Below are 25,085 nucleotides of genomic sequence, written 5' to 3' on the forward strand. Positions count from 1 at the left end.
TAGCGCAATCTCTAAAACAAATCAAATAAAACTCAATATGGATATTTTTCTGTTAGCACTGGCAGCTTTTTTTGCCGGTTTTGTGGACTCGATCGTTGGTGGTGGCGGGCTGATACAGGTACCGGCCTTGTTCTCTTTCATGCCAGGAACCGTGCCTGCGACGCTGTTGGGCACCAATAAAATGGCCGGTATCTGGGGGACGACGGTAGCGGCGGCGCGCTATATGAGGACAGTCAGCCTGCGCTGGAACATGGTTGCTCCGGCTGCCTTGATGGCGTTCATGTTTTCTTTTGCCGGAGCTTTCCTGGTGACACATATCCCGCCTACCTATTTGCGCAAGGCTTTGCCTTTGATCTTGCTGGGTGTTGCCATCTATACCTTCAAGAAAAAAGAGTTCGGTGCAGACAATACACCTGTGTTTGCTGGCAGCAAAGAGACTTATATGGCCATGCTGGTTGGCGCGGGGATAGGTTTCTACGATGGCTTCTTTGGCCCGGGCACGGGTAGCTTTTTCATGTTTTTGTTTGTGCGCTTCTTTGGCTATGACTTCCTGCGAGCCTCTGCCGTTGCCAAGGTATTGAATGTTGCCTGCAATACGGCGGCCCTGATCTGGTTTGGATATAGCGGTCACGTACTGTGGATGCTGGGTTTGACGATGGCAGTATGCGGCGTCGGTGGCTCTATTTTAGGTAGTCATTTAGCAATAAAACACGGTACCTCATTTGTACGCAAGATGTTCCTTGGCGTGGTTGTGGCCTTGATCTGCAAGACTACCTATGACGGCTTCTTCAAATGAACTGTTTCACGTGAAACAATCCAGTGGGTAAAAATGGGGCTTCGGCCCCATTTTTTATGTCTTGATGCCTGTGTTTCACGTGAAACATAGATCTAAATGAAAAGAGAATCTTTAGTTGGCTAAAGTTTGTTCGCAAAACAAACTATAATCGTGCCTCCCAGATCCAAGTTTCTCAGAAATCCATCATGTTTTATCCTAAAGAATTCGATGTTATCGTCGTCGGCGGCGGTCACGCCGGTACCGAAGCCGCCCTGGCTGCCGCCCGTATGGGGCAGACTACTCTATTGTTGACCCATAATATTGAGACTCTTGGTCAGATGTCCTGCAATCCATCCATAGGTGGAATAGGTAAGGGACACCTGGTCAAAGAGGTTGATGCCATGGGTGGTGCCATGGCGATTGCCACGGATGAGGCTGGCATACAGTTTCGTATCCTGAATTCATCCAAGGGGCCGGCAGTGCGCGCTACTCGCGCCCAGGCGGACCGTATCCTGTACAAGCAAGCCATACGCAGTCGCCTCGAAAATCAGCCTAATCTGTGGCTGTTCCAGCAGGCTGTTGATGATTTGCTGGTTGAAGGCAATCGTGTCGTCGGTGCAGTGACACAGGTTGGTATCAAGTTTCGCGCCCGCGCTGTCGTGCTGACAGCAGGTACTTTCCTGGATGGGAAGATCCACGTGGGCTTGAATAATTACTCGGCAGGCCGTGCCGGTGATCCACCAGCCATATCCCTGTCTGCCCGTTTGAAAGAATTGGCACTGCCGCAGGGGAGGTTGAAGACAGGTACGCCACCACGTATTGATGGCCGCAGCATCGATTTTTCGCAGATGCAAGAGCAGCCGGGTGATCTGGACCCGGTGCCAGTGTTCTCATACATGGGCAATACCAGCATGCATCCAAGGCAATTGCCATGCTGGATTACCCATACCAATGAAAAAACCCACGATATTATTCGTGCTGGTCTGGACCGCAGCCCCATGTACACCGGGGTTATTGAAGGGGTAGGGCCACGCTATTGTCCATCGATAGAAGACAAGATACACCGTTTCGCCAGCAAGGAATCGCACCAGATTTTCCTGGAGCCAGAAGGCCTGACGACGAATGAGTTTTACCCCAATGGTATCTCTACCAGCCTGCCTTTTGATGTGCAGCTGGACCTGGTACGCTCCATGCGCGGTATGGAAAACGCTTACATCCTGCGCCCTGGTTATGCGATTGAATATGATTACTTTGACCCGCGCGGTTTGAAATCCTCACTGGAAACCCGTCAGATCGAGGGTCTGTTCTTTGCCGGACAGATCAATGGTACGACTGGTTACGAAGAGGCGGCGGCACAGGGTATGTTGGCTGGCCTGAATGCAGCACTGAAAACCCAGGGCAAAGAAGCCTGGGTGCCGCGCCGTGATGAAGCATATCTGGGCGTGCTGGTGGATGACCTGATTACCAAGGGTGTGCAGGAACCCTATCGCATGTTCACCAGCCGTGCTGAATTCCGCCTTAGTCTGCGTGAAGATAATGCCGATATGCGCCTGACCGAGATAGGTCGCAAGCTGGGCTGTGTCAGCGATGCGCAGTGGCAGCAGTTTGAAGAAAAACGTGAAAGTGTTTCACGTGAAATGGAAAGGCTGCGCTCGACCTGGGTCAACCCGCGCATCCTGACAGATGTTGAAGCCGAGCGTGTTGTTGGCAAGGCTCTGGAGCGTGAGTATTCCCTGGCTGATTTATTGCGTCGCCCGCAAGTGACCTATGAAAGCCTGATGAGTCTGCATGGTGTGGAAGGGCAGGCGCTGGCTGGCCCGGGTGTGCTCGATCCGCATGTGCGCGAACAGGTTGAGATACAGGTTAAATATGCCGGTTATATCGACAGGCAGGCCAAAGAGGTCGAACGCCATGCGCATTATGAAAACCTGAAAATGCCGGTCGCTTTTGACTATATGGAAGTGAACGGCCTTTCTATCGAAGTCAGGCAAAAACTCAATAAACACCAGCCCGAAAGCCTGGGTCAGTGTGGCCGTATTTCTGGCGTGACGCCAGCGGCGATTTCCCTGCTTTTGGTACACCTGAAAAAACGCGGTTTTAAAGAATTTATGGTGAATACGGATGTTTTAGTCGAGGGCCAGGCGGAATGATTCACGTGGAACATGCACTGACAGACATGCTTAAAAGCGGCATTCAGGAATTACAACTGGATATCTCAGATGAGCAAATAGCTAAAATGATTGCTTATTTGTCATTATTATCAAAATGGAATTCAGTTTATAATTTAACATCAATTCGCGATCCCAAAGACATGGTCAGGCAGCATTTGCTGGATTCACTGTCAGCAGCGCCAGCCTTTAAGGACGCCAAAAATGTGCTGGACGTGGGTGCAGGTGGTGGCTTGCCCGGCATGATGCTGGCTATCGCCTACCCGGAAATCAGGATTTCCATGATCGATACCGTCAGTAAAAAGACGGCTTTTCTGACCCAGGCCAAGACCGAGCTGGGTTTGAAAAACGTGACGGTGCATACTGGCAGGGTAGAAGCGCTACAGGTAAAAGAGCCATTTGATGTCATCACGTCGCGGGCTTTTTCTGAACTCTGCAATTTCATCAACTGGTCAGGCCATCTGCTTGCCGATGGTGGACAGTTCATTGCCATGAAAGGCATCGCCCCGAATCAAGAGATAGAACGTCTGCCAGATGGCTGGCAGGTAGAAAAAATGCAAGCCCTCACGGTGCCAGGTCTACAGGCCGAACGCCACCTCGTCTTTATCAAAAAACAGCTGGCCCCGGCTTGATCCTACGGAAATCTTTTATGGCAAAAATCTTTTGTGTTGCAAATCAAAAAGGTGGCGTGGGCAAAACCACGACCACTGTCAATCTCGCCGCAGGGCTGGCACAACTTAATCAACGCGTCTTGCTGGTGGATCTCGATCCTCAGGGTAATGCCACCATGGGCGCGGGTATCAACAAGTCAAAACTGACTGCTTCCATCTATGAAGTGTTGCTGGGCATGTCGGACGTGACAACGGCGAAACTGCGTTCCGAATCCGGTCGTTTCGATGTCTTGCCGGCCAACCGCGAGCTGGCTGGTGCCGAAGTCGAAATGGTGTCCCTGGACAACCGCGACAAGCGCCTGCGTGAAGCGCTGTCCAAGGTGGATGCAGATTATGACTTCATCCTCATCGATTGCCCACCGGCTTTGTCCTTGCTGACACTGAACGGCCTGTGCGCTGCCCATGGCGTAATCATCCCCATGCAATGCGAATACTATGCGCTGGAAGGCTTGTCTGATCTGGCCAATACCATCAAGAAAGTCTCTGCCAACCTGAACCCGGATCTGAAAATTGTTGGTCTGTTGCGCGTGATGTTTGACCCGCGCATGACGCTGTCGCAACAAGTGTCTGATCAGCTGGAACAGCATTTTGGCGACAAGGTGTTCAAGACCCTGATCCCGCGCAATGTCCGTTTGGCGGAAGCACCTTCCTACGGTATCCCTGGCGTAGTGTTTGACCCGGCATCCAAGGGGGCGCAAGCGTATATCGCTTTTGGCGCGGAGATGGTGGAAAGAATTAAACAACTGGATAAATAAGTATGTCGATCAAAAAACAAAAAGGCCTGGGCCGTGGCCTCGACGCCCTGCTCGGCAACGCCGCTGACTTTGCAGAAGCCGTACCAACCGTGACCGGTGCACCTACCAGTCTGAACGTAGCCCACATGCAGGCCGGTAAATACCAGCCGCGTACCCGTATGGACGAAGGCGCGCTGGCCGAGCTGGCTGCGTCCATCAAGGCCCAGGGCCTGATGCAACCCATTCTGGTACGGCCAGTAGGGCAGAACAATGGCGTAACCCGTTACGAAATCATCGCCGGTGAGCGCCGTTTCCGCGCTTCCCAAATGGCAGGTCTGGAAGAAGTGCCGGTACTGGTCAAGGATGTGGATGACCAGGCCGCCGCCGCCATGGCCCTGATTGAAAACATCCAGCGTGAAGATCTCAATCCGCTGGAAGAAGCGCAGGGCATACACCGCCTGATCACGGATTTTTCTTTTACCCATGAACAGGCGGCCAATGCCGTGGGCCGTTCACGCAGTGCGGTGTCGAATCTGCTGCGTTTGCTAAACCTGGCAAAGCCGGTGCAGACCATGCTGATGGCTGGCGACATCGACATGGGCCATGCCCGTTCGCTGCTGGTGACAGATGCCGCCACCCAGATACAGCTGGCCAACCAGATCGTTGCCAGACGCATGTCGGTGCGAGAAGCAGAAAAGCTGGTGGCAAAAACCACGGCTGAAATGAGTGCCACCGGCAAGCCGCGTGACAAGGCAGAAAAATCACGCGACATCACCCGCCTGGAAGAAGAGTTGTCCGATTTGCTGGCGACCCAGGTCAGCCTGAAGCTGGGTAGCAAGGGCAGGGGGCAGATGCTGATCGACTTTGCTGATCTCGATAGCCTGGATGGCATCATCCTGAAAATACGCGGACAGTAAACATGCCGGCAGTACCGCATGTCACCGAGCTTGTCCATCCATTTGAAAAACTGTCTAACTTCCGCGATGTTGGCGGTTGCCATACTGCGGATGGACATCGCTTGCGGACAGGCATCCTGTACCGCTCGGAAGAACTGTCCCGTTTGACCAGGCAGGACCAGATCAAATTTCAAGCCCTGGGTATTCGCCTGATTTGTGATCTGCGTTCGCCTGAAGAATCGCGCAAGCGACAGGCACGTCTGTCACAAACAGACATGGCAGACTTGACCATGGTCAATATACCCCTTCACCAGACGACAAGTCAGGACGGCAGCCGTCGTCGCATACTTGGTTTCGTATTTGGCAAGTCTGGTGGTGAGCAGTTTATGGATTTCAGCCGCACATATTACGAGCAACTGGCTTTCGGGCAGGCAGGGCCACTGCGTGAGATCATTTGCAGGCTGGCGCAAGAGCGTAATTTGCCTGCTCTGATCCATTGCACGGCGGGTAAGGACCGTACCGGTTTTGTCGTTGCCTTGATACAATTATTGGTTGGGGTTCCATATCCTGTTGTGATGCAGGATTATCTGCGCACCAACGATTACTTTACCTTGCGTCTGGCGGGTTTCATCCGCATGGTAAGAACCTTGACGCTGGGGCAGGTATCGGCAGAGCGGCTTAAGCAAATTTTGATGGCACATCCAGAATCGCTTGATACGGTATACCAGGAGATATTGAAACGTCACGGCAGCGTTGAGTGCTATTTGCGTGAAGCTTGTGGCATCGGGAACGAGACATTGCAACAACTAAAACAAAGGCTGCTGGCCTGACGGACAAAAGCGGGAATGAGAGTTTTCAAAAACTGGGATGACCAAGACAGGAGTGATGCGTGCAGATACTGATTTTACCTGGCCTGTATAACTCCGGCCCCGGCCACTGGCAAACGCTTTGGGAAGCCGAATTGCCGGATGTCAAAAGAGTAGAGCAGCAAGACTGGGATCATCCGGTCAAGGATGCATGGGTTGCCACTTTGTCAGCGGCAGTGGATGCGGTCGATGATGACGTGGTGCTGGTCGCTCATAGCATGGGGTGTGCACTGACGGCCTGGTGGCTGGCTTCCGGCATGCCGGGCTTGTTGCATAAGAGTAAGGTTCGGGCAGCATTTCTGGTGGCACCGCCGGATGTGGGCCGGGCAGATTTTCCTGCGCCGAGTTTTAGTCCCATGCCTCTAATACCTTTTCCTTTCCCTGTTGCGGTAGTGGCATCCAGTGATGACCCCTGGTGTGATTTGTCAGTTGCACAAGATTGGGCAAAGGCCTGGGGTGCCGAAATGCACATTATTGGTGCGGCAGGACATATTAATGGCGAATCTGATCTGGGCAGCTGGAAGCAAGGCCAGGACTGGCTCAACGCATTAGTTGCAAAAACGGAAAAAACGAAACAATAGTAAAATAAGCACCAAAATGTTGCATTTTTATGCAATGCACCAAACGTATGACCTTATGCATCAAACGTTTGACGTTACAACGCACTACCACGTATAATTCCGTGGTTTTGATCGGCGAGGATTTGCGCTGCCCGGTTATATCGTGGCAAGCCAGACAAATTCAACGGTCTCATGAATAAATATTAGGACTTACGCAAAATTGTCCCCCGCATAGCCAGGTAAAGGCGACGGTAGCCAGGTCGGACCTGCGGCTTGACCAAGCCGGCGAAATTTTGCGTAAGTCCTGGATAAATGAGGGAAGCATGACACGCATCATACTGCTGCAACTGGTGGCAGCGCTGGTCGCGGGCTTGCTGGCTGGAATTTTTGGCAATATTTCTTACGGCCTCTCCGCCCTGTTTGGGGGATTGTCCTGTGCGATTCCAAATGCCTTGTTCGCGTTGCGCCTGACCATGAGCGCCCGGAGGCCCGGAGGAGCAAATCCGATGAGTTTTTTTATCGGGGAATTTTTCAAAGTTATATCGACAGTCGCGCTGATGGCAGCGGTTGTCTTCTGGTACCCCGATGTCAACTGGCCGGCCTTTTTGATCGCCTTCATCGTTGTACTGAAAAGCTATTTCATTTTACTCTTTAGGCACTGATCATGAGCTCAGCTGAACAAGTCACTCCGTCAGAATATATTACCCATCACCTTGGGCATCTGACTAACCATGGCCACCATGCGCAAACCTCATTGTGGGATATGTCGTATCTGAATATTGATACGGTTATCTGGTCCGTCGTTTGCGGCTTGCTGGGTTCCATCATTATGTACATGGCAGCACGCAAGGCCACTTCCGGTGTGCCAGGTCGTTTCCAGTGCGCAGTTGAAATGCTCATCGAAATGGTGGACAACAATGCAAAAAGCATAGTCCACGGCAACACCAGCTTCATCGCTCCTATGGCCCTGTCCGTATTTGTCTGGGTATTGCTGATGAACTCCCTGGATTTCCTGCCAGTTGACCTGTTTTCCCAATGGTTGTTCCCTGTTCTGGGTCTGGACCATGAAATGCCACACCGCGTGGTTCCTACTGCTGACTTGAATGGTACTCTGGGTATCTCCATCGGTATCTTCGGCCTGATGATGTACTACAGCTTCAAGATCAAAGGCGTAGGCGGCTTCATCAAAGAATTGTTCAGCGCACCGTTTGGTCCAATGATGTTCCCGTTCAATTTTATGTTGAACGTCGTTGAATACGCAGCCAAGACTTTCTCACTCGGTATGCGGTTGTTCGGTAACATGTTCGCCGGTGAATTGTTGTTCCTGTTGATCGCAGCTTTGCTGGGTGCCTCTGGTTCTCTGTTCGGCGGTATTGGTCATCTGGTACTGGGCTCTGCCTGGTCCATCTTCCACATCCTGATCGTACCTCTGCAAGCGTTTATTTTCATGATGCTGACACTGGTTTACATGGGTCAGGCTCACGAAGCGCATTAATTAAGTTTTGAAGTTTCAGGTTTTTGGTTTTAGTTTTAGTTTTTTGATTTTGGTATTTTAATTTTAACTTTCTAGGAGTTTTCTCATGACTAACGTCGCTTTCGTTGCATTGGCTTGTGGTTTGATCATCGGTTTGGGCGCTTTGGGTGCTTGTATCGGTATCGCTATGATGGGTGGTAAATATCTGGAAGCGTCTGCTCGTCAACCAGAATTGATGGAAAAACTGCAAGGTAAAATGTTGTTGCTGGCTGGTCTGATCGATGCTGCGTTCATTATCGGTGTTGGTATCGCCATGTTCTTCGCAACTGCTAACCCATTCAAAGGCTAATAGCTTTCCTTTTTCTACCGCAGGCCCAGTGCCTGCGGAACGATTAATTTGATAAGGAAACTAAAGTGAATCTGAATCTATCCATGTGGTACCAGGCAGGGGTGTTTATCATCCTGGCCTTGTTTACTGCAAAATTCATCTGGCCACCAGTTATTGGTGCGATCGATGAGCGCATGAAGCGCATTGCAGACGGTTTGGCTGCAGCTGACAAGGGCAAGGCTGAACTGGTCTTGGTCCAAAAGCAAATGCAAGCTGAATTGGCAAAAGCTGGTGAAGAGAGCAAAACACATATCATCAACGCAGAAAAACGCGCTGCTCTGATTGTTGAAGAAGCTCGCAACACTGCTGCTGCTGAAGCTGCCCGCATTATTGCTACAGCAAAAGCTGATGCTGACAATCAAGTAACCAAGGCACGCGAAGAATTGCGCGACCAGGTTGCTGCGCTGGCAGTCAAAGGTGCAGAACAAATTCTGAAACGTGAAGTTAATGCATCTGCTCACGCTGATCTGTTGACCCAACTGAAAACCGAGCTGTAATCATGGCCGAAATCGCAACGATCGCTCGTCCTTACGCAGAAGCGCTGTTTCGTGTTGCCCAAACCGGTAACCTGTCCGCCTGGTCGGAACTGGTTACCGAGATGGCACAGGTAGGTGCGCATTCCGATGTACAAGCTCTTGCACACAACCCCAAAGTCTCGGCTGATCAAAAAGCTGAGATTTTCTTGTCTGCGATCAAATCTCCAGTGACTGCTGAAGCGAAAAACTTCATCAACACACTCGCTGATTATGACCGCCTGACTTTGCTGCCGGAAATCGCTTTCCAGTTTCACGCTCTGAAAAACGCCCTCGAAGGCGCTGCAGATGCTGAAGTAACTAGCGCATTTGAAATCTCGGCAGCTCAGTTGAGCGAGCTCTCAGCGCTGTTGGAAAAGAAATTTGGCCGCAAGTTGCACCCTACAGTCAAAGTGGATTCCTCTTTGATCGGTGGTGTACGCATCGTGGTTGGTGATCAGGTGCTCGACACGTCGGTACGCGCGAAGCTGCAGAAAATGCACGTCGCCCTGACCGCGTAAGAACGTAATAAATATTAGGAGTTAGTATGCAACTCAACCCATCTGAAATCAGCGAGCTGATCAAGAGCCGGATTCAAGGCCTTGGCGACACAGCTGAGATTCGCAATCAAGGTACGGTTATCTCCGTTACCGACGGTATCTGCCGCATTCACGGTCTGTCTGACGCGATGCAAGGCGAGATGCTGGAATTCCCAGGCAATACATTTGGTCTGGCACTGAACCTGGAACGTGATTCCGTTGGCGCCGTTATTTTGGGTGACTACGAGCACATCTCCGAAGGCGATACAGTTAAATGTACCGGCCGTATTCTGGAAGTGCCTATCGGTCCTGAACTGCGTGGTCGTGTAGTTAACGCGCTGGGTCAGCCTATCGACGGCAAAGGTCCTATCAATGCAAAACTGTCCGCGCCGATCGAAAAAATCGCGCCTGGCGTTATTGCACGTCAATCCGTTTCTGAACCTATGCAAACTGGCCTGAAGTCTATCGACTCCATGGTTCCGGTTGGTCGTGGTCAGCGCGAATTGATCATTGGCGATCGTCAAACTGGTAAAACAGCTGTTGCGATCGATGCCGTGATCAATCAAAAAGGTCAAAACGTTACATGTATCTATGTAGCGATTGGTCAAAAAGCATCTTCCGTTAAAAACGTTGTGCGCGCTCTCGAAGCCCACGGCGCCATGGAATACACCATCGTTGTTGCTGCTACTGCTGCTGAATCTGCAGCGATGCAATACGTATCCGCCTACTCCGGTTGCGCGATGGGTGAATATTTCCGTGACCGCGGTCAAGATGCACTGATCATTTATGATGATCTGTCCAAACAAGCTGTTGCTTACCGTCAGGTATCCCTGTTGCTGCGCCGCCCACCAGGCCGCGAAGCTTACCCAGGTGACGTATTCTATTTGCACAGCCGTTTGCTGGAACGTGCAGCTCGCGTGAATCCAGACTACGTTGAAGCTTTCACCAAAGGTGAAGTTAAAGGTAAAACAGGTTCCTTGACAGCATTGCCTATCATTGAAACCCAGGCTGGTGACGTTTCCGCTTTCGTTCCTACCAACGTAATTTCGATTACTGACGGTCAGATCTTCCTGGAAACATCCTTGTTCAATGCAGGTATCCGTCCAGCGATTAACGCTGGTATCTCGGTTTCCCGCGTTGGTGGTGCTGCGCAGACTAAAGTCATCAAAAACTTGTCCGGCGGTATCCGTAATGACTTGGCACAGTACCGTGAACTGGCAGCGTTTGCCCAGTTCGCTTCTGACCTCGATGAAGTAACACGCAAGCAGCTCGATCGTGGTGCCCGCGTTACTGAATTGTTGAAGCAAGCTCAATATGCTCCACTGTCTATCTCCCTGATGGCCGTTACATTGTTCTCCGTGAACAAAGGCTTCCTGGATGATGTACCGGTCAAGCAAGTGCTGGCATTCGAAGCAGGCGTGCACAATTTCATGAAAACGAGCCATGCAGCATTGCTGCAGAAGATCGAAGAAACCAAGCAACTGGACAAAGATGGCGAAGCTGCCATGGCTGCCGCAATTGCTGATTTCAAAAAATCCGGCGCCTATTAATTTACTGTAGCTAGAAGGAGTCAATACTCATGGCTGCAGGCAAAGAGATACGTGGCAAGATCAAAAGCGTAGAAAATACGAAGAAGATCACGAAGGCGATGGAAATGGTCGCTGCATCCAAAATGCGTAAAGCGCAAGACCGGATGCGTGCGGCTCGCCCGTACAGTGAAAAAATTCGTACGATTACGGCTAACTTGTCACAGGCCAACCCAGAGTACACGCATCCTTTTATGGTGCAACAAGATCTGTCCAAGAAAGTTGGCGTGATTGTTGTAACGACAGATAAAGGTTTGTGTGGCGGTCTCAACACTAACGTGTTGCGTCTGGTCACCAGCAAAATGCGTGAACTCGAGGGCAAGGGTTCAAAGATAGAAGCAGTCGCAATTGGTAATAAAGGTCTCGGCTTCCTGAATCGCGTAGGTGCGCAAGTGGTTTCCCATGTCACACAATTGGGCGACACTCCTCACCTCGACAAACTGATAGGTCCAGTCAAAGTTTTGCTGGATGCGTATCAGGAAGGCAAGCTGGACGCGGTTTACCTGAGTTATACCAAGTTCATCAACACCATGAAGCAAGAGCCGGTGATGGAGCAGTTGTTGCCCCTGACAGCGGACAAACTGGCGACAGATAAAAATGCCCATACCTGGGATTATCTGTATGAGCCAGATGCTGCAACGGTCATTGATGAATTGTTGATACGTTATGTAGAAGCACTGATTTTCCAGGCCGTAGCGGAAAACATGGCATCTGAACAATCGGCCCGTATGGTGGCGATGAAATCAGCAACTGATAACGCAGGTAACGTGATTGGCGAACTGAAACTGGTTTATAACAAAACCCGTCAAGCCGCCATTACCAAAGAGCTCTCCGAGATCGTCGCCGGCGCGGCAGCGGTCTAAACTGAATTTAAATATTAAGAAGGAACGAACATGGCTAATGGCAAAATCGTTCAGTGTATCGGCGCTGTTGTGGACGTTGAATTTCCACGCGACGCGATGCCTAAGATTTATGACGCCTTGAAAATGGAAGGCTCCGAGCTGACATTGGAAGTTCAGCAGCAATTGGGTGACGGCATTGTCCGTACCATTGCTCTGGGTACTTCTGATGGTCTGCGTCGCGGCATGACTATTTCCAACACTGGCAACCCTATCATGGTACCAACCGGCAAAGCAACGCTGGGTCGCATCATGGACGTACTGGGTAACCCTATCGATGAATGCGGTCCTGTCAGCCACGAGCAGACAGCATCCATCCACCGTAAAGCCCCTGCATACGACGAACTGTCCCCATCCCAGGAATTGCTGGAAACCGGTATCAAAGTTATTGATCTGGTTTGCCCATTCGCTAAAGGTGGTAAGGTCGGTCTGTTCGGTGGTGCGGGTGTGGGCAAGACCGTGAACATGATGGAACTGATCAACAACATCGCCAAGGCACACAGCGGTTTGTCCGTGTTTGCCGGTGTGGGTGAGCGTACTCGTGAGGGTAATGACTTCTACCACGAAATGGCTGACGCAAAAGTGGTTGATCTGGAAAATCCAGAAAACTCCAAAGTTGCGATGGTGTACGGTCAGATGAATGAACCACCAGGTAACCGTCTGCGCGTTGCTCTGACAGGTTTGACGATTGCTGAAGGTTTCCGTGACGAAGGCAAAGACGTTTTGTTCTTCGTGGATAACATCTACCGTTACACACTGGCCGGTACTGAAGTATCCGCTTTGCTGGGTCGTATGCCTTCCGCCGTGGGTTATCAACCTACACTGGCTGAAGAAATGGGCCGTCTGCAAGAGCGTATTACATCCACTAAAACTGGTTCGATCACATCGATCCAGGCCGTGTATGTTCCAGCGGATGACTTGACCGATCCATCTCCAGCAACCACGTTTGCTCACTTGGATTCCACCGTTGTTCTGTCCCGTGACATCGCTTCCCTGGGTATCTACCCTGCGGTTGACCCACTGGATTCGACATCCCGTCAGCTGGACCCACAAGTGGTTGGTGTAGAGCACTATGAAACAGCCCGCGCTGTTCAGGGTACTCTGCAACGCTACAAAGAATTGCGTGACATTATCGCGATTCTGGGTATGGATGAATTGGCTCCTGAAGACAAACTGCTGGTCGCACGTGCACGTAAGATGCAGCGTTTCCTGTCTCAGCCTTTCCACGTTGCTGAAGTGTTTACCGGTGCTCCAGGTAAATACGTTTCCTTGAAAGAAACGATCCGTGGTTTCAAAATGATCGCTTCCGGCGAACTCGATCACCTGCCAGAACAAGCGTTCTACATGGTAGGTACTATCGACGAAGCAATCGAAAAAGCGAAAAAACTGGCTGCTGCTTAATTAATTAAGCGCACTGGCGGTGCGGCTGAAAGGTCGCACCATAGCTTTTTTGAGCGAATAATAAGGGTCCAACATGGCACACACTATTCACGTTGACGTGGTTTCCGCAGAAGAGCTGATCTTCTCCGGTGAAGCCGAATTCGTCGCGTTGCCGGGTGAGGCTGGTGAATTGGGTATCTATCCGAAACATACACCACTGATTACCCGCATCAAGCCGGGCGCGGTGCGCATCAAGGTTCCAGGCAAGGCCGAAGACGAATTCGTATTCGTTGCCGGTGGCCTGCTTGAAGTGCAACCAGATGCAGTGACAGTTTTGGCTGATACTGCGATTCGCGGTCAAGATCTGGACGAAGCCAAAGCCAGCGAAGCCAAGAAACTGGCAGAACAAGCTTTGGTTAATCGTGATTCCAAAATTGACTATGCGCAAGCACAGGCAGAACTGGCATCAGCGATCGCCCAATTGGCAGCGATACAAAGATTGCGTCAAAAGCGTTAATTTCGCTGCGAAAATTTTTTCGCGTCGAAAGCAGTACAATGAAAGGCAGCCCAGGCTGCCTTTTTTGTTTTTTCATCATTTGAACCGAGCTGCCTATGCACATGGAACAAGACCTGATCACCGAAATGCTGGGCAAGAGCAAGATCATCGCCGTCGTTGGTCTGTCACCCAAGCCGGCACGAGCCAGTTATGGCGTGGCAGCGTACATGCAGGCCCAGGGTTACAGGATCATTCCTGTGAATCCGCGTGAGGCAGGTAAAACCATATTGGGTGAACTTTGTTATGCGGATCTGGTGGCTGCTGCGGCAGATCACCGTATTGACATCGTTAACTGTTTTCGCAATGCTGACGACATCCCGCCTGTTGTCGAAGAGGCGATACGCATCGCTGCACCATATTTATGGATGCAGCAGGGTATAGTGAATGTGCCTGCCGCAGAAAAGGCAGAAGCTGCCGGTATCCGCGTCGTGATGGACAAGTGCATCAAGATAGAACACCACGTGCGTTTTTAATGTAATGAACAGAATACCAATAAAGGGTACAGCATGAGCATTGCCGAACAATTCCGCATTACCAAAGCGTTTCAAATCAAGGAAGCCAATGCCAAAAAGAAATTGCTTGGTGCAGCGGCGGATGACAAGAATGGCGGCAAGGCGGCCGATAAGCAGGCGACGCTAAAGCTGGCAGAAGAAATTTCTGATCTGCAAAACCTGTTATATGCCGAGCATGACCGCAAGCTGCTGATCATATTGCAGGGCATGGATACTGCAGGCAAGGATGGCACGGTCAAGGGTGTGTTCGGACAAATCAATCCGCTGGGCGCACGCACGGTGGCCTTCAAGGCCCCCGGTACGGATGATAAAAACCATGATTACCTGTGGCGTGTGCACAGGGAAGTGCCGGGCAAGGGCGAAATCACCATCTTTAACCGTAGCCATTATGAAGATGTGCTGATTACCCGCGTGCATGACTGGATTGATGTGAATGAATGCAAGCGTCGTTATGCGCAGATATGTGATTTCGAGCGCATGCTGGCCGAAACCGGCACGGTGATACTCAAGTTTTTCCTGCATATTTCCAAGACAGAGCAAAAAGCAAGGCTGGAAGAACGTCTTGCTGATCCTGACAAACACTGGAAGTTTGATCCCCAGGACCTGGCAGAACGCAAATACTGGGATGCGTATCAACAGGCATATGAAAACGCCTTGCTGGCTACCGATGCCGACCATGCACCCTGGTATGCGATTCCGGCAGATTCCAAGACCCAGCGCAATCTGGTGATCGCCAGTATCGTGCAGGAAAAAATGCAGGGCATGAAACTCAAATACCCACCAGGCAATCCCGAATTCGCCAAGCTCAAGGTGGAATGAAGTTCGTTTATTTGCCGGAGCTGCTGGCAGTTGCGCTCTATCCCGTATTGGCCTGGCAGGGCCGGCGTACCCGTGCAATGACACCACGTTTGCCCGAAGCTGCCGGGCAGCCCTTTGGCCTGGTTGGTGATGCGGGCCAGACTGGTAAAGGCTTACGGCCATTGAAGCTGCTGGGCATAGGCGAATCACCGGTTGCCGGTGTAGGTGTTGTCAGTTATGAGCAAGCCATCACGGCACAACTTGCACAAGCATTGGCCGGCAAACTAGATACGGTAGTGGAATGGCATGCCCTTGGCCAGAACGGTGCCAGGCTGAACTGGGCCAGAAACGCCTTGCGTCAGTTTGTACATGCTGGCGGCGAGGTTGATGGCAGTGGTGACAGGACAGTTTGGGATGTGGTGCTGATTGCGTTCGGTGTCAACGACACCACCAGCTTTTGTCCAGCCACAAGCTATCAGCGTGAACTGACAGCATTAATCAATGAACTGCAAAATACACATATCCAGGCACATTGCATCATCCTGGCCGGGGTGCCGCCCATGCATGTTTTTCCTGCCTTGCCCCAAGCTTTGCGACTGGTATTAGGCATGAAAGCGCGTGTGCTGGATCAGGTTCAGGCTCAGATAGCAGCATCAGTCAGCCATGTGCTGCATGTTCCCTTTATCGGGAATTTTGAAGATGAGCACCTGATGGCCGAAGATGGCTACCATCCGTCGGCACTTGGCGTCAGTATTTGGGCTGAAGAAATAGCGAAAATATTTGTTGAAAATCGTCGGGAAAAATAGTACTGGTCTGCTACTTATGCACAATTTGGCTAACAAGCTATTTATCCACAAAAATCGATTATTTGATGAAACCTGCGTTTCAAACCAATAAAATCAATGACTTACGCAATATTCTTGTTAACCGGATTTAAAAATAATCAGTAAACCGGCATTCTGTCATTTCTATCCACAAAGTTATCCACAGTTTATCAAAGGAAAATTTTGCCGAAAATATCTCCTTTGTTGCAGATCAGATGCCTATCCTGCCTGCATAGGCGATAATGTCGCCTGAATAGAAATTGGCTGTGCCGAAAGATGGTTTGCGCGGCATGGTATTACTGAAAGCACTTATGTCCACGAATTTTGCCCCACTCAAGAACGATACCTTCCTCAAAGCCTTGTTGCGTCAGGAAACCGATTACACACCCTTGTGGCTGATGCGCCAGGCGGGCCGTTACTTGCCTGAGTATCGCGCTACCCGTAAAGGTGCGGGGTCTTTCATGAGTCTGGCCAAAAACCCCGGTTTTGCTACTGAAGTGACTTTGCAGCCAATAGATCGCTATGGTCTGGATGCGGCCATCCTGTTTTCGGATATTTTGACGGTTCCGGATGCCATGGGCCTGGGCCTGTATTTTGAAGAAGGCGAAGGCCCGAAGTTTGAGCGCCCGCTGAAAGAAGAAAAAGACATACTCGCACTGAAAGTGCCGGAAGCTGGCAGCCTGCAATATGTATTTGATGCGGTGACGCAAATCCGTACCGCGCTGGATGGCCGTGTGCCGCTGATCGGTTTTTCCGGCAGCCCATGGACCTTGGCCTGTTATATGGTCGAAGGCCAGGGCTCGCGTGAATTCCATACCGTCAAGAGCATGATGTACAAGCGTCCTGATCTGATGCACCACATCCTGCGCACCAATGCCGATGCGGTGGCTGCCTACCTGAATGCGCAAATTGATGCCGGTGCCCAGGCTGTGATGATCTTTGACAGCTGGGGCGGGGCGCTGGCAGATGGGGCGTATCAAGAGTTTTCGCTGTCTTATATGCGTGATATCGTCAGCCAGCTGCAAAAAGAAAAAGATGGCAAGCGCATTCCCGCCATCGTCTTTACCAAAGGCGGTGGCCTGTGGCTGGAACAGCTTGCCGATATCGGTGCCGATGCGCTGGGTCTGGACTGGACCATGAACCTGGGTCAGGCCCGTGCCAAGGTCGGCAACAAAGTTGCCTTGCAAGGCAATCTTGATCCGGCGGTGCTGTTTGCCGAGCCAGAGCAGATCCGCAAACAAGTCATTGCTACGCTGGACAGTTACGGCAAGCCGGCAGCAGGGCATGGCCATGTATTTAACCTGGGCCATGGTATTTCGCAATTTACGCCGGTAGAGTCGGTCAGCGTGCTGGTCGAAACGGTGCATGAATATAGCCGCAAGCAACGGCAGGCAAGCTGAAACCTGAGCGATGTATTTAAAGCCTGCATGTGCAGTCGACACTTGAAGCAGGCTTTAATCCATCAGTTATCCATCAGTTATTCAGGCGCTGGTAAAATATTAAGTCATTGATAAATAGCAACAAGGCCCTGCCGTGCTTGCCAGATCGTCATGTTGCTATGCAAAACATAGAATTGGCGCGGTTCTCCAGCCCAAAAGCTGTGGAAAACGAATGGATTAGCCGCAGTAATTTTTTGCATTTTCATGCACGTTTTCTGTCACTTATGCACAAAATCGGGGCGGTAAAAAATAATTTGAAAAATATTTTTTTGTCGCCGGGCATTTTTTCCAAGTGATTGATTTTAAAGGACTAAATTCTATGCTGTTAGATTGGGCATTTGGCTGAAACCCGCGTAAACGCTAGCGAATACGGTTGTCAATAGACCTTTCTCCACAAAGTTATCCACAGAATCTGTGGATATGTCAAAAAGCCTTATGAAATCAATAGTTAGCGCTAAACTTCAGGCCTTACATTAGATCGTGACACAAATTTATCTACGCGTTGCGCTCGATACGCCACTTGACACCAGCTTCGATTATCGATGGCCAGCACAAGAAGCGGGAGCCGATAAATCAGCCTTGCCCCAAGTTGGGCAACTGGTTGCCTTGCCCTTTGGCCGGCAGGAAGTGGTGGGCCTGATTCTTGAAGTGGTGACCGAAACCGATGTACCCCAGGCCAAGCTGCGCGATGTATTGGCCGTCCGGCATGAATTACCACCGCTGAACAAGGAATGGCTGGCGCTATGCCAGTTCGCCGCCGAATATTACCAGCGTCCGCTGGGTGAAGTGGCCTTGCCAGCCCTGCCGAAAAACCTCAAGGCGATCAAAACCGTTTCCTTGCAGCGTGCCATCAAGAAACTCGACAAGCTGCCGCAGCAGACCGATGTCAGCACTAATAATGAGCCGGTATTAAATGCGGAACAGCAGGCAGCGGTGGATGCCGTGGTCCAGTCCCAGGGCTTTGCCCCGCATCTGCTGTTTGGCGTCACCGGCAGCGGCAAGACCGAAGTCTATTTGCAGACAGCGGCCAGGATACTGGCGCAATCGGCAGATGCCCAGGTTTTGATACTGGTGCCGGAAATCAATCTGACACCCCAGCTTGAAGCCCATATCCGCGCCCGTTTCCCTGGCCTGATGCTGTCGACCTTGCACAGCGGCATGGCAGAAGGTGAGCGCTTGCTTCACTGGCTGGCCGCACATACTGGCCGTGCCCGCATTGTCCTGGGTACACGTCTGGCAATGCTGGCATCGCTGCCCAAGCTGAAATTGCTGATTGTCGATGAAGAGCATGACCCTTCCTACAAGCAGCAGGAGGGCTTGCGCTATTCCGCCCGCGACCTGGCAGTCTGGCGCGCCTGGCAATTGTCCATCCCGGTTTTGCTGGGCTCGGCCACACCCTCGCTGGAAAGCTGGCAGGGGGCGCAAAGCAACCGTTACCGCTTGCTGGAATTGCGTGAACGCGCAGTAAAACTGGCAGTATTGCCGGTGATTAAACTGATCAATCTTGAACGTGAAAAACCCAGCGAAGGCTTGACGCAAAGACTGATTGCCTCCATCAAGCTGCGTCTTGAAAAGGGTGAGCAATCACTACTGTTTTTGAACCGGCGCGGTTATGCCCCGGTGCTGGCCTGTGATGCCTGTGGCTGGATCAGCAATTGCACGCGCTGTACTGCCCATCTGGTATTGCACAAGGGCGACCATCGATTGCGCTGCCATCACTGCGGGCTGGAACAGCGCATACCGCGTTCTTGCCCGACTTGCGGCAATATTGACCTGCAACCCCTGGGCCGTGGCACGCAAAGACTGGAAGAAAGCCTGGCAGCCATTTTCCCCGAGGCAAGAGTGTTTCGTATCGATGCCGATTCCACTCGCCTGAAAGGCAGTGCCGCTGCCGCCTTTGAACGCGTGCATGCAGGCGAAGTGGATATCTTGATCGGCACCCAGATGGTGGCCAAGGGCCATGACTTCAAACATCTGACCCTGGTGGCCGCACTGAATCCGGATGCAGCCCTGTTTTCCCAGGATTACCGTGCCAGCGAACGCCTGTTTGCCCAGCTCATGCAGGTGGCGGGTCGGGCCGGGCGGGCGGCGCAAAAAGAGGGTGGCAACCTGTCCGAAGTACTGGTGCAGACACGTTATCCTGATCATCCGCTCTACCATGCCCTGATGGCACACAATTACCCCGACTTTGCCAAAGACTTGCTGGATGAACGCCAGCAGGCCCATATGCCACCCTTCATGTATCAGGCTTTATTACGGGCAGAAGCCAAAGAACTGGAAACCGCGATTGCCTTTTTGAAAGAGGCGGCAATCTGTACCGAACACCAGGGCATCATGATCAATGACCCCATTCCCATGACCATGACGCGGGTGGCGAATGTAGACAGGGCGCAATTGCTGGTGGAATCAGTATCCCGCCCCGCCCTGCAAGCCTTCGTCAAAGCCTGGATCGCCGATTTGCGCGCCATGAAAAGCCGGGTCAAATGGTCGGTGGAGATTGACCCTGTGGATATCTGAGCGGATATCCACAAGAACTGATGCAGACTTGCATCACACATACAGGTACACAGACATATCAGTGGCATCAGGTAAAATCGGCATTTTCCTGTATCAACGACATCCTGAAATCCATGCCCCTTAGCTCTTACCTGAATACTTCTCCGGATATTGCCGACACGGCTTATATCCACTCCAGCGCCCAGATTATTGGTGATGTGCACATAGGCAAGGACAGTTCCGTCTGGTGCAATGCCGTATTGCGCGGGGATGTCAATCACATACGCATAGGTCATAGCAGCAATGTCCAGGATCTGGCCATGTGCCATGTCTCACATAAAAATGCCGCCAAACCCGACGGCTCGCCGTTGATCATTGGCAATTACGTCACCATCGCCCATGCCGTGATCCTGCATGGCTGCCAGATCGGTGATGAATGCCTGATAGGCATGGGCAGCATCGTCATGGATGACGTTGTCATCTAGCCCCAGGTCATGCTGGGGGCGGGCAGCCTGGTGCCACCGGGCAAGGTACTGGAAAGTGGCTACTTATATTTGGGGCGGCCAGCAGTCGCAGTGCGCCCGCTGACGCCGGAAGAAATCAGCCATCTGCGTTATTCGGCAGAGCATTATGTGCGTATCAAAAATAACTACCAGCAATCAGAGCAGCACTGAAATCTGAACTCGTACTGGCAAGCAATGTCAGACTAAGGTAATACCAAGCAGAAAGCGAAGCGCTCAATCAACACTAAGGGAACAACAGCATGGAAGAGACGCAGGCGAATAAGGACGAATACCGTATCAGTACCGATACCAGCGAAGTGGATGTCGATGTCGTGCATCACTTCCTGTTCACACAGAGCGGCTGGGCCACCGGGATATCCCGCGAGCTGGTAGAAGAATCCCTGCGTCATTCCCTGTGCTTCAGTGTTTTCCAGCAAGACCGCATGGTCGCCTTTTGCCGCCTGGTGACTGACATGGCCACCTTTGGCTACCTGGTTGATGTCTTCGTCGTGACCGATATGCGCGGCAAGGGCCTCTCGCGTTTGCTGATGGAAGCCGTCATGGCACATCCGGCAGTCAAAAAATTCCGCCGCTTCACGCTGGCAACGTCAACAGCCCACGGCCTGTATGAAAAATTCGGTTTTACGCCTTTGAGCAAGCCGGAATCCTTCATGGAAGTCTATAAACCAAAAATTTACCTCGAATAGCATTGTCACACCTGCCCCTGTTTTGAAGGCAGGGGCAGGTAGCTTATTCAGCAGTATTCGGCACGTCGAAATAGATGATCATTTGCTGGTGATCGCCTTTTTTGATGTTGACGATTTTCTTGAATTGCAGATCGCTGTTCCTGGTTTTTTCGTGAAAGATGGCTTCTATCTCATACTGCGCTACAGGCAAGCCCAGGAATAACCACGGGCCATCCATGCTGGTCGTGAATACTGTCTGGCGACTTTTGCTATCGCGTACGGTAATTTTGGTATCCGACAGATACGCCCCCGTCTTTTTTGCCACGGTACTTATCCACAGACTGTATTGTCCAGTTTGTTGACGTAATTCTTCCCGTTCAGGCGTACCTATGCCGCCAGAGAGGCAGTTGATACCGCTGGCAGAACAATTCACCCCGGCCGCAGATGCCAGAGATGGCAGACCCAGCAAGCAGGCACTGCAAAACAGCAAACAGCTCAACAGGTAATTTTTGTTGCTTTGTGCATGTTTCATGTCAAATTCTCCATGTCAGATTGAACTCGTTCAAGTCTTCAATATAATCAGGCCGCTTGCAAAAGGCTTGCTTTGAATCAAAATTGCAACATGTAGCCTGTGCATAAGCCATGGCTCTTGTCGAAATGCCTGAAGTTGCGGCATATTGAAGGCGCATCAGACTTAGACCATCAACTCACATTTTGATTCCATGCGTATGCCTACCCAACTGGCCGGGCAATGTTTTGCCAGCGCTTTTTTGCAGTACCCGCTTTTTATCTTTGCAGCCCTGGTTTTTGCTGTTCCGGCCCAGGCGCTGGAATCGGCAATGAAGCTGAAGGAAATTTATGAAACCACGGTGGAACAGCAACTGGTCCTGCCTTCGGAAGAACTGCAAGCCTATATGGATCAGATGAGTGTTGCGCTGACCAAGGCTGGCACTATTGCCGACAATATCAATTTACCCTCGCAGTTTATCCTCCTGGTAGACCGCAATCCCAAAGTGCAGGCCGCCATGCTGTTCTGGACTGATGAAGAAGGCCAGTACCAGTTCATCGGTGCGTCGCCGGTATCGACAGGACGTGCCATCGGCTTTGAGCATTTTCAAACGCCGACGGGTGTTTTTGCCCACACACTCGCCAATCTCGATTATCGCGCCGAAGGCAGTAAAAACAGCAAGGGCATACGTGGTTATGGTGCCAAGGGGCGGCGGGTGTTTGATTTTGGCTGGCAAAAAGCCAAAAAAGGCTGGGGAGACCGCCAGATTGCCGATATGCGCCTGCAAATGCATGCGACTGATCCTGATTCGCTGGAAAAACGTCTGGGCAGCGTGCAATCCAAGGGCTGTGTCCGTATACCGGCAAGCCTGAACGTGTTGTTCGACCGTTACGGCTTGCTGGATGCTGACTATGATGCAGCACTGGCGACTGGGCGTAAATTCTGGGTGCTGGACAAAAACAGGCAAGACAATGCCTGGGCCGGACGCTATATGGTCGTCATTGACAGTGAGCGGCAAGAAAAACCGGAATGGGCAGGCATCTCCATTCGCAAACAGGTGAAAGTGCAGTAAAGCGGTTTTGACTGTTACATTGAGGCTCAGGCTGCTACACCAAAAATGTAATACCATGCGATGGAAGTACTATGTTTCATCTCTATTTACCCGGAGCCGTATATGTCCATTGATACCTGGTTGTTGTATGTACTTGCCGTGCTGGTGTTGACCATCACGCCTGGCCCGGCGGTGCTGATGTGTGTGACCAACAGCATCAATAGCAGCGCCCGCATGACGCTTTATCCGGCGTTGGGCAACATCACTTCGCTGATCGCCATCATGAGCTGCTCGGCAATCGGCATCGGCGCCGTACTGGCCAGTTCGGCCATGGTATTTACCGTCATTAAATATCTGGGGGTGTTGTATTTGCTGTACCTGGGTATTTCCAGCCTGCGTTCGAAAGCCAGCGATTTTGAGTTGCCGGCAGATACTGATATTAGTGGCGCCCGCAATAATCGCTTGCGCCTGTATGTCAAAGGCATGCTGGTTGGTGCCAGCAATCCCAAGGCGCTGTTGTTCTTTACTGCGTTTTTCCCGCAATTCATCAATCCGGCTGCTGCCAAATTGCCGCAATTTCTGGTGCTGGGCCTTACCTTTGTATTCTTTGAATTCAGCGTGCTGATGTTGTATGCCATATTTGCCGAACGCATGGGGCCGTGGTTGCGTTCCAGAGGCAAGGCCAGGATGTTCAACCAGTTATCAGGCGGCATCTTTGTTGCTGCCGCCATGTTGCTGGCAACAGTCAAACGTGCCAACGCAGAATAATTTGCTGATATTGCAACAGCATCAGAATCAACCAGAGGAACGGTGATGACAGAAACCCACTATAGCGAAAACGGTTTTTGGGACAAGCTCAGGCAGTTTGCCCTGACAGCTGGCAGTAATGTTGTCGAAAAAGCCTTGTGCCTGTATTACGCTGCCCAAAGGCCGGAAACCCCGGCCTGGGCCAAGGCCGTCATTTTCGGCGCACTGGGCTATTTTATTTTCCCACTGGATGCGATTCCAGATGTGGTACCCGTATTGGGTTATAGCGATGACATGGCCACGCTGGCCGCAGCGGTGGCTACCGTCAGCCTGTATATCACCGATGAAGTCAAACAGCTGGCGCAACAGAAAATGCAATCCTGGTTTGGCCACAAGCTGACATAGCTTCATTGTCGGGGCTTGATGGTCAATGGTAAAAATCATAATGTATTACCATCCGCCAGATGCATTATTTCGGTATGATCGGTGCCTTGTTTGATCAGACAGGCACCAACCATGTACACCTCGACTTTCACCTTCCAGAAAAAGCAGTACGACGCCGCGTTTTACGCGCTGGATGAACAAATTGCCAGTCTGGCAAAAGCCATCCCCGGTTATCTGGGCGAAGAAAGCTGGGAAAACGCCGATACCGGCCTGATCTCCAACGTCTATTACTGGGACAGCCTGGAATCCCTGCAGGCTTTGATGGCCAACCCAATACACCAGCAAGCCAAGGCCGCCCAGGCCAACTGGCTGGATGGTTACCAGGTCGTCGTCGCTCAGGTCCTGCGCAGCTACGGTGACGGCAAGCTGGCGCATCCCTGTGCTGAGCTGCATGGTGCCATTACTTAAAAATGGGAATAACAATGAAAACTCTCTGGCTGACAGGCATCATGACTGCACTGCTTGCATGTGTTGCACCGGCATCTGCCAGTACTGCAGATGAACAGGCGCTGATGGCGCGTGTACAGGGTTTTTATGGCTGGGTATTAAAGAATGGCACACAGGTGAGCAAGCTACAGCCTGCGATCAAGGATATCCCGGGCAGCAATAAATTCCAGCTCGATACCAAAAATATCAAGGTTTTCAGCGGCAAGTTCATGGCCTCGGGCTATTTTTCGCCGGAATTTCCGGCGGTAATTGAACGTTACTATGGCAAATACCAGCAACAGTTTGCTGCGTATACACCGGCAGAATTTGCGCAAATGGCCAAGGATGGCCGTGGGCCGCTGATGGATACGGAAGATATGGATATCTTCTTTTGCGCGCAGGAATATGAATACAAGAAATCCTTCATCAGTAAAATGAAGGCCAGGAATATCAAGCTGGATGGTGATAAGGCCAGCATGGTTGTGGTGTCGCCGTATCAATGGGAAACGGAATTCCGCTTTGCCAGGATCAATAGCAATAGCCAGTGGATGATTACCGGCTATTGTGTGTTCCAGTAAGACATCCGGCTAGTGGTTTTTGGCTTGCCACGGCGTGCTATATTACTTCAATTGATACCTTGGTCCCTT

At 51.4% G+C, this 25,085-nt stretch carries 29 protein-coding genes and 1 pseudogene; 28 read left to right on the forward strand and 2 right to left on the reverse strand.

Annotated elements, in window-relative coordinates; all coding sequences use genetic code 11:
- The first annotated feature begins 37 nt into the window (after positions 1–37).
- The 20 genes from H8L32_RS03415 (at position 38) to hemE (ending at position 17,538) form a co-directional block, all read left to right on the forward strand.
- Positions 38–796, forward strand: coding sequence for a TSUP family transporter (locus H8L32_RS03415; protein WP_186945786.1), 759 nt, complete (start codon positions 38–40; stop codon positions 794–796).
- 185 nt (positions 797–981) lie between these two features.
- On the forward strand, positions 982–2,925 hold the full coding sequence (gene mnmG / locus H8L32_RS03420; protein ID WP_186945787.1) for a tRNA uridine-5-carboxymethylaminomethyl(34) synthesis enzyme MnmG: 1,944 nt from the start codon (positions 982–984) through the stop codon (positions 2,923–2,925).
- Positions 2,922–3,575: a 16S rRNA (guanine(527)-N(7))-methyltransferase RsmG gene (gene rsmG, locus H8L32_RS03425; protein ID WP_186945788.1), complete on the forward strand. Its 654-nt coding sequence runs from the start codon at positions 2,922–2,924 to the stop codon at positions 3,573–3,575. The genes mnmG and rsmG overlap by 4 nt, the downstream gene beginning before the upstream one ends.
- A 17-nt stretch (positions 3,576–3,592) precedes the next feature.
- On the forward strand, positions 3,593–4,369 hold the full coding sequence (locus H8L32_RS03430) for a ParA family protein (RefSeq protein WP_186945789.1): 777 nt from the start codon (positions 3,593–3,595) through the stop codon (positions 4,367–4,369).
- A 2-nt stretch (positions 4,370–4,371) separates the two neighbouring features.
- Positions 4,372–5,265: a ParB/RepB/Spo0J family partition protein gene (locus H8L32_RS03435; protein ID WP_186945790.1), complete on the forward strand. Its 894-nt coding sequence runs from the start codon at positions 4,372–4,374 to the stop codon at positions 5,263–5,265.
- A gap of 2 nt (positions 5,266–5,267) precedes the next feature.
- Positions 5,268–6,074 (forward strand): tyrosine-protein phosphatase, encoded by an 807-nt coding sequence (locus H8L32_RS03440; RefSeq protein WP_186945791.1) that lies wholly within the window; start codon positions 5,268–5,270, stop codon positions 6,072–6,074.
- 59 nt (positions 6,075–6,133) lie between these two features.
- Entirely contained in the window at positions 6,134–6,691 is a 558-nt protein-coding gene (locus H8L32_RS03445; protein WP_329605151.1) for an RBBP9/YdeN family alpha/beta hydrolase, read from the forward strand.
- A gap of 302 nt (positions 6,692–6,993) precedes the next feature.
- Complete coding sequence (locus H8L32_RS03450) at positions 6,994–7,332, forward strand: ATP synthase subunit I (protein WP_186945792.1); 339 nt, start codon at positions 6,994–6,996, stop codon at positions 7,330–7,332.
- A 2-nt stretch (positions 7,333–7,334) separates the two neighbouring features.
- Positions 7,335–8,165, forward strand: coding sequence for a F0F1 ATP synthase subunit A (atpB, locus tag H8L32_RS03455; protein WP_186945793.1), 831 nt, complete (start codon positions 7,335–7,337; stop codon positions 8,163–8,165).
- Positions 8,166–8,250: 85 nt separating this feature from the next.
- Positions 8,251–8,493 (forward strand): F0F1 ATP synthase subunit C, encoded by a 243-nt coding sequence (gene atpE / locus H8L32_RS03460; protein WP_110254369.1) that lies wholly within the window; start codon positions 8,251–8,253, stop codon positions 8,491–8,493.
- A gap of 65 nt (positions 8,494–8,558) precedes the next feature.
- The gene (locus tag H8L32_RS03465) at positions 8,559–9,029 is read left to right on the forward strand and encodes a F0F1 ATP synthase subunit B (protein ID WP_186945794.1); all 471 of its coding nucleotides are present in this window, start codon (positions 8,559–8,561) and stop codon (positions 9,027–9,029) included.
- Positions 9,030–9,031: 2 nt separating this feature from the next.
- A complete protein-coding gene (locus H8L32_RS03470; protein ID WP_186945795.1) occupies positions 9,032–9,565 on the forward strand; it encodes a F0F1 ATP synthase subunit delta in 534 nt (177 codons plus the stop codon).
- Between the two features lie 26 nt (positions 9,566–9,591).
- Positions 9,592–11,133 (forward strand): F0F1 ATP synthase subunit alpha, encoded by a 1,542-nt coding sequence (atpA, locus tag H8L32_RS03475; protein WP_162044016.1) that lies wholly within the window; start codon positions 9,592–9,594, stop codon positions 11,131–11,133.
- Between the two features lie 29 nt (positions 11,134–11,162).
- On the forward strand, positions 11,163–12,032 hold the full coding sequence (gene atpG / locus H8L32_RS03480; protein ID WP_186945796.1) for a F0F1 ATP synthase subunit gamma: 870 nt from the start codon (positions 11,163–11,165) through the stop codon (positions 12,030–12,032).
- A 30-nt stretch (positions 12,033–12,062) separates the two neighbouring features.
- Entirely contained in the window at positions 12,063–13,469 is a 1,407-nt protein-coding gene (gene atpD / locus H8L32_RS03485; protein ID WP_186945797.1) for a F0F1 ATP synthase subunit beta, read from the forward strand.
- 73 nt (positions 13,470–13,542) lie between these two features.
- Positions 13,543–13,965 (forward strand): F0F1 ATP synthase subunit epsilon, encoded by a 423-nt coding sequence (locus H8L32_RS03490; protein WP_186945798.1) that lies wholly within the window; start codon positions 13,543–13,545, stop codon positions 13,963–13,965.
- Positions 13,966–14,060: 95 nt separating this feature from the next.
- Entirely contained in the window at positions 14,061–14,477 is a 417-nt protein-coding gene (locus H8L32_RS03495) for a CoA-binding protein (protein WP_186945799.1), read from the forward strand.
- A gap of 33 nt (positions 14,478–14,510) precedes the next feature.
- Positions 14,511–15,335, forward strand: a complete 825-nt coding sequence (locus H8L32_RS03500; RefSeq protein WP_186945800.1) for a PPK2 family polyphosphate kinase — start codon at positions 14,511–14,513, stop codon at positions 15,333–15,335.
- Positions 15,332–16,120 carry an SGNH/GDSL hydrolase family protein gene (locus tag H8L32_RS03505; RefSeq protein ID WP_186945801.1) on the forward strand — a complete coding sequence of 263 codons (789 nt, stop codon included), beginning with the start codon at positions 15,332–15,334 and terminating at the stop codon, positions 16,118–16,120. The genes H8L32_RS03500 and H8L32_RS03505 overlap by 4 nt, the downstream gene beginning before the upstream one ends.
- Positions 16,121–16,449: 329 nt before the next feature.
- Entirely contained in the window at positions 16,450–17,538 is a 1,089-nt protein-coding gene (hemE, locus tag H8L32_RS03510) for a uroporphyrinogen decarboxylase (protein WP_186945802.1), read from the forward strand.
- A 104-nt stretch (positions 17,539–17,642) separates the two neighbouring features.
- Here the strand turns inward: hemE and H8L32_RS03515 are convergent, their stop codons facing one another.
- Entirely contained in the window at positions 17,643–17,783 is a 141-nt protein-coding gene (locus H8L32_RS03515) for a hypothetical protein (RefSeq protein ID WP_186945803.1), read from the reverse strand.
- A gap of 274 nt (positions 17,784–18,057) precedes the next feature.
- On the opposite strand from H8L32_RS03515, the gene H8L32_RS03520 reads away from it, so the two are divergent.
- The 3 genes and pseudogenes from H8L32_RS03520 (at position 18,058) to H8L32_RS03530 (ending at position 21,283) form a co-directional block, all read left to right on the forward strand.
- Positions 18,058–20,094, forward strand: coding sequence for a primosomal protein N' (locus H8L32_RS03520; protein WP_186945804.1), 2,037 nt, complete (start codon positions 18,058–18,060; stop codon positions 20,092–20,094).
- A 113-nt stretch (positions 20,095–20,207) separates the two neighbouring features.
- A pseudogene (locus tag H8L32_RS03525) lies at positions 20,208–20,747 on the forward strand (gamma carbonic anhydrase family protein).
- Between the two features lie 89 nt (positions 20,748–20,836).
- Positions 20,837–21,283, forward strand: coding sequence for a GNAT family N-acetyltransferase (locus tag H8L32_RS03530; RefSeq protein ID WP_186945805.1), 447 nt, complete (start codon positions 20,837–20,839; stop codon positions 21,281–21,283).
- Between the two features lie 43 nt (positions 21,284–21,326).
- On the opposite strand, the gene H8L32_RS03535 is transcribed toward H8L32_RS03530, so the two are convergent.
- Positions 21,327–21,794: a hypothetical protein gene (locus H8L32_RS03535; protein ID WP_186945806.1), complete on the reverse strand. Its 468-nt coding sequence runs from the start codon at positions 21,792–21,794 to the stop codon at positions 21,327–21,329.
- A gap of 190 nt (positions 21,795–21,984) precedes the next feature.
- On the opposite strand from H8L32_RS03535, the gene H8L32_RS03540 reads away from it, so the two are divergent.
- The 5 genes from H8L32_RS03540 (at position 21,985) to H8L32_RS03560 (ending at position 25,016) form a co-directional block, all read left to right on the forward strand.
- Positions 21,985–22,842 carry a L,D-transpeptidase gene (locus H8L32_RS03540; RefSeq protein ID WP_230412044.1) on the forward strand — a complete coding sequence of 286 codons (858 nt, stop codon included), beginning with the start codon at positions 21,985–21,987 and terminating at the stop codon, positions 22,840–22,842.
- Between the two features lie 102 nt (positions 22,843–22,944).
- Complete coding sequence (locus H8L32_RS03545) at positions 22,945–23,589, forward strand: LysE family translocator (protein WP_186945807.1); 645 nt, start codon at positions 22,945–22,947, stop codon at positions 23,587–23,589.
- A 45-nt stretch (positions 23,590–23,634) separates the two neighbouring features.
- On the forward strand, positions 23,635–23,973 hold the full coding sequence (locus tag H8L32_RS03550) for a YkvA family protein (RefSeq protein WP_186945808.1): 339 nt from the start codon (positions 23,635–23,637) through the stop codon (positions 23,971–23,973).
- A gap of 111 nt (positions 23,974–24,084) precedes the next feature.
- Positions 24,085–24,420 (forward strand): antibiotic biosynthesis monooxygenase family protein, encoded by a 336-nt coding sequence (locus H8L32_RS03555; RefSeq protein ID WP_186945809.1) that lies wholly within the window; start codon positions 24,085–24,087, stop codon positions 24,418–24,420.
- 14 nt (positions 24,421–24,434) lie between these two features.
- A complete protein-coding gene (locus tag H8L32_RS03560) occupies positions 24,435–25,016 on the forward strand; it encodes a hypothetical protein (protein WP_186945810.1) in 582 nt (193 codons plus the stop codon).
- Positions 25,017–25,085: the final 69 nt, after the last annotated feature.

The sequence above is a fragment of the Undibacterium hunanense genome, from assembly GCF_014284335.1.
GTDB lineage: Bacteria > Pseudomonadota > Gammaproteobacteria > Burkholderiales > Burkholderiaceae_D > Undibacterium > Undibacterium hunanense.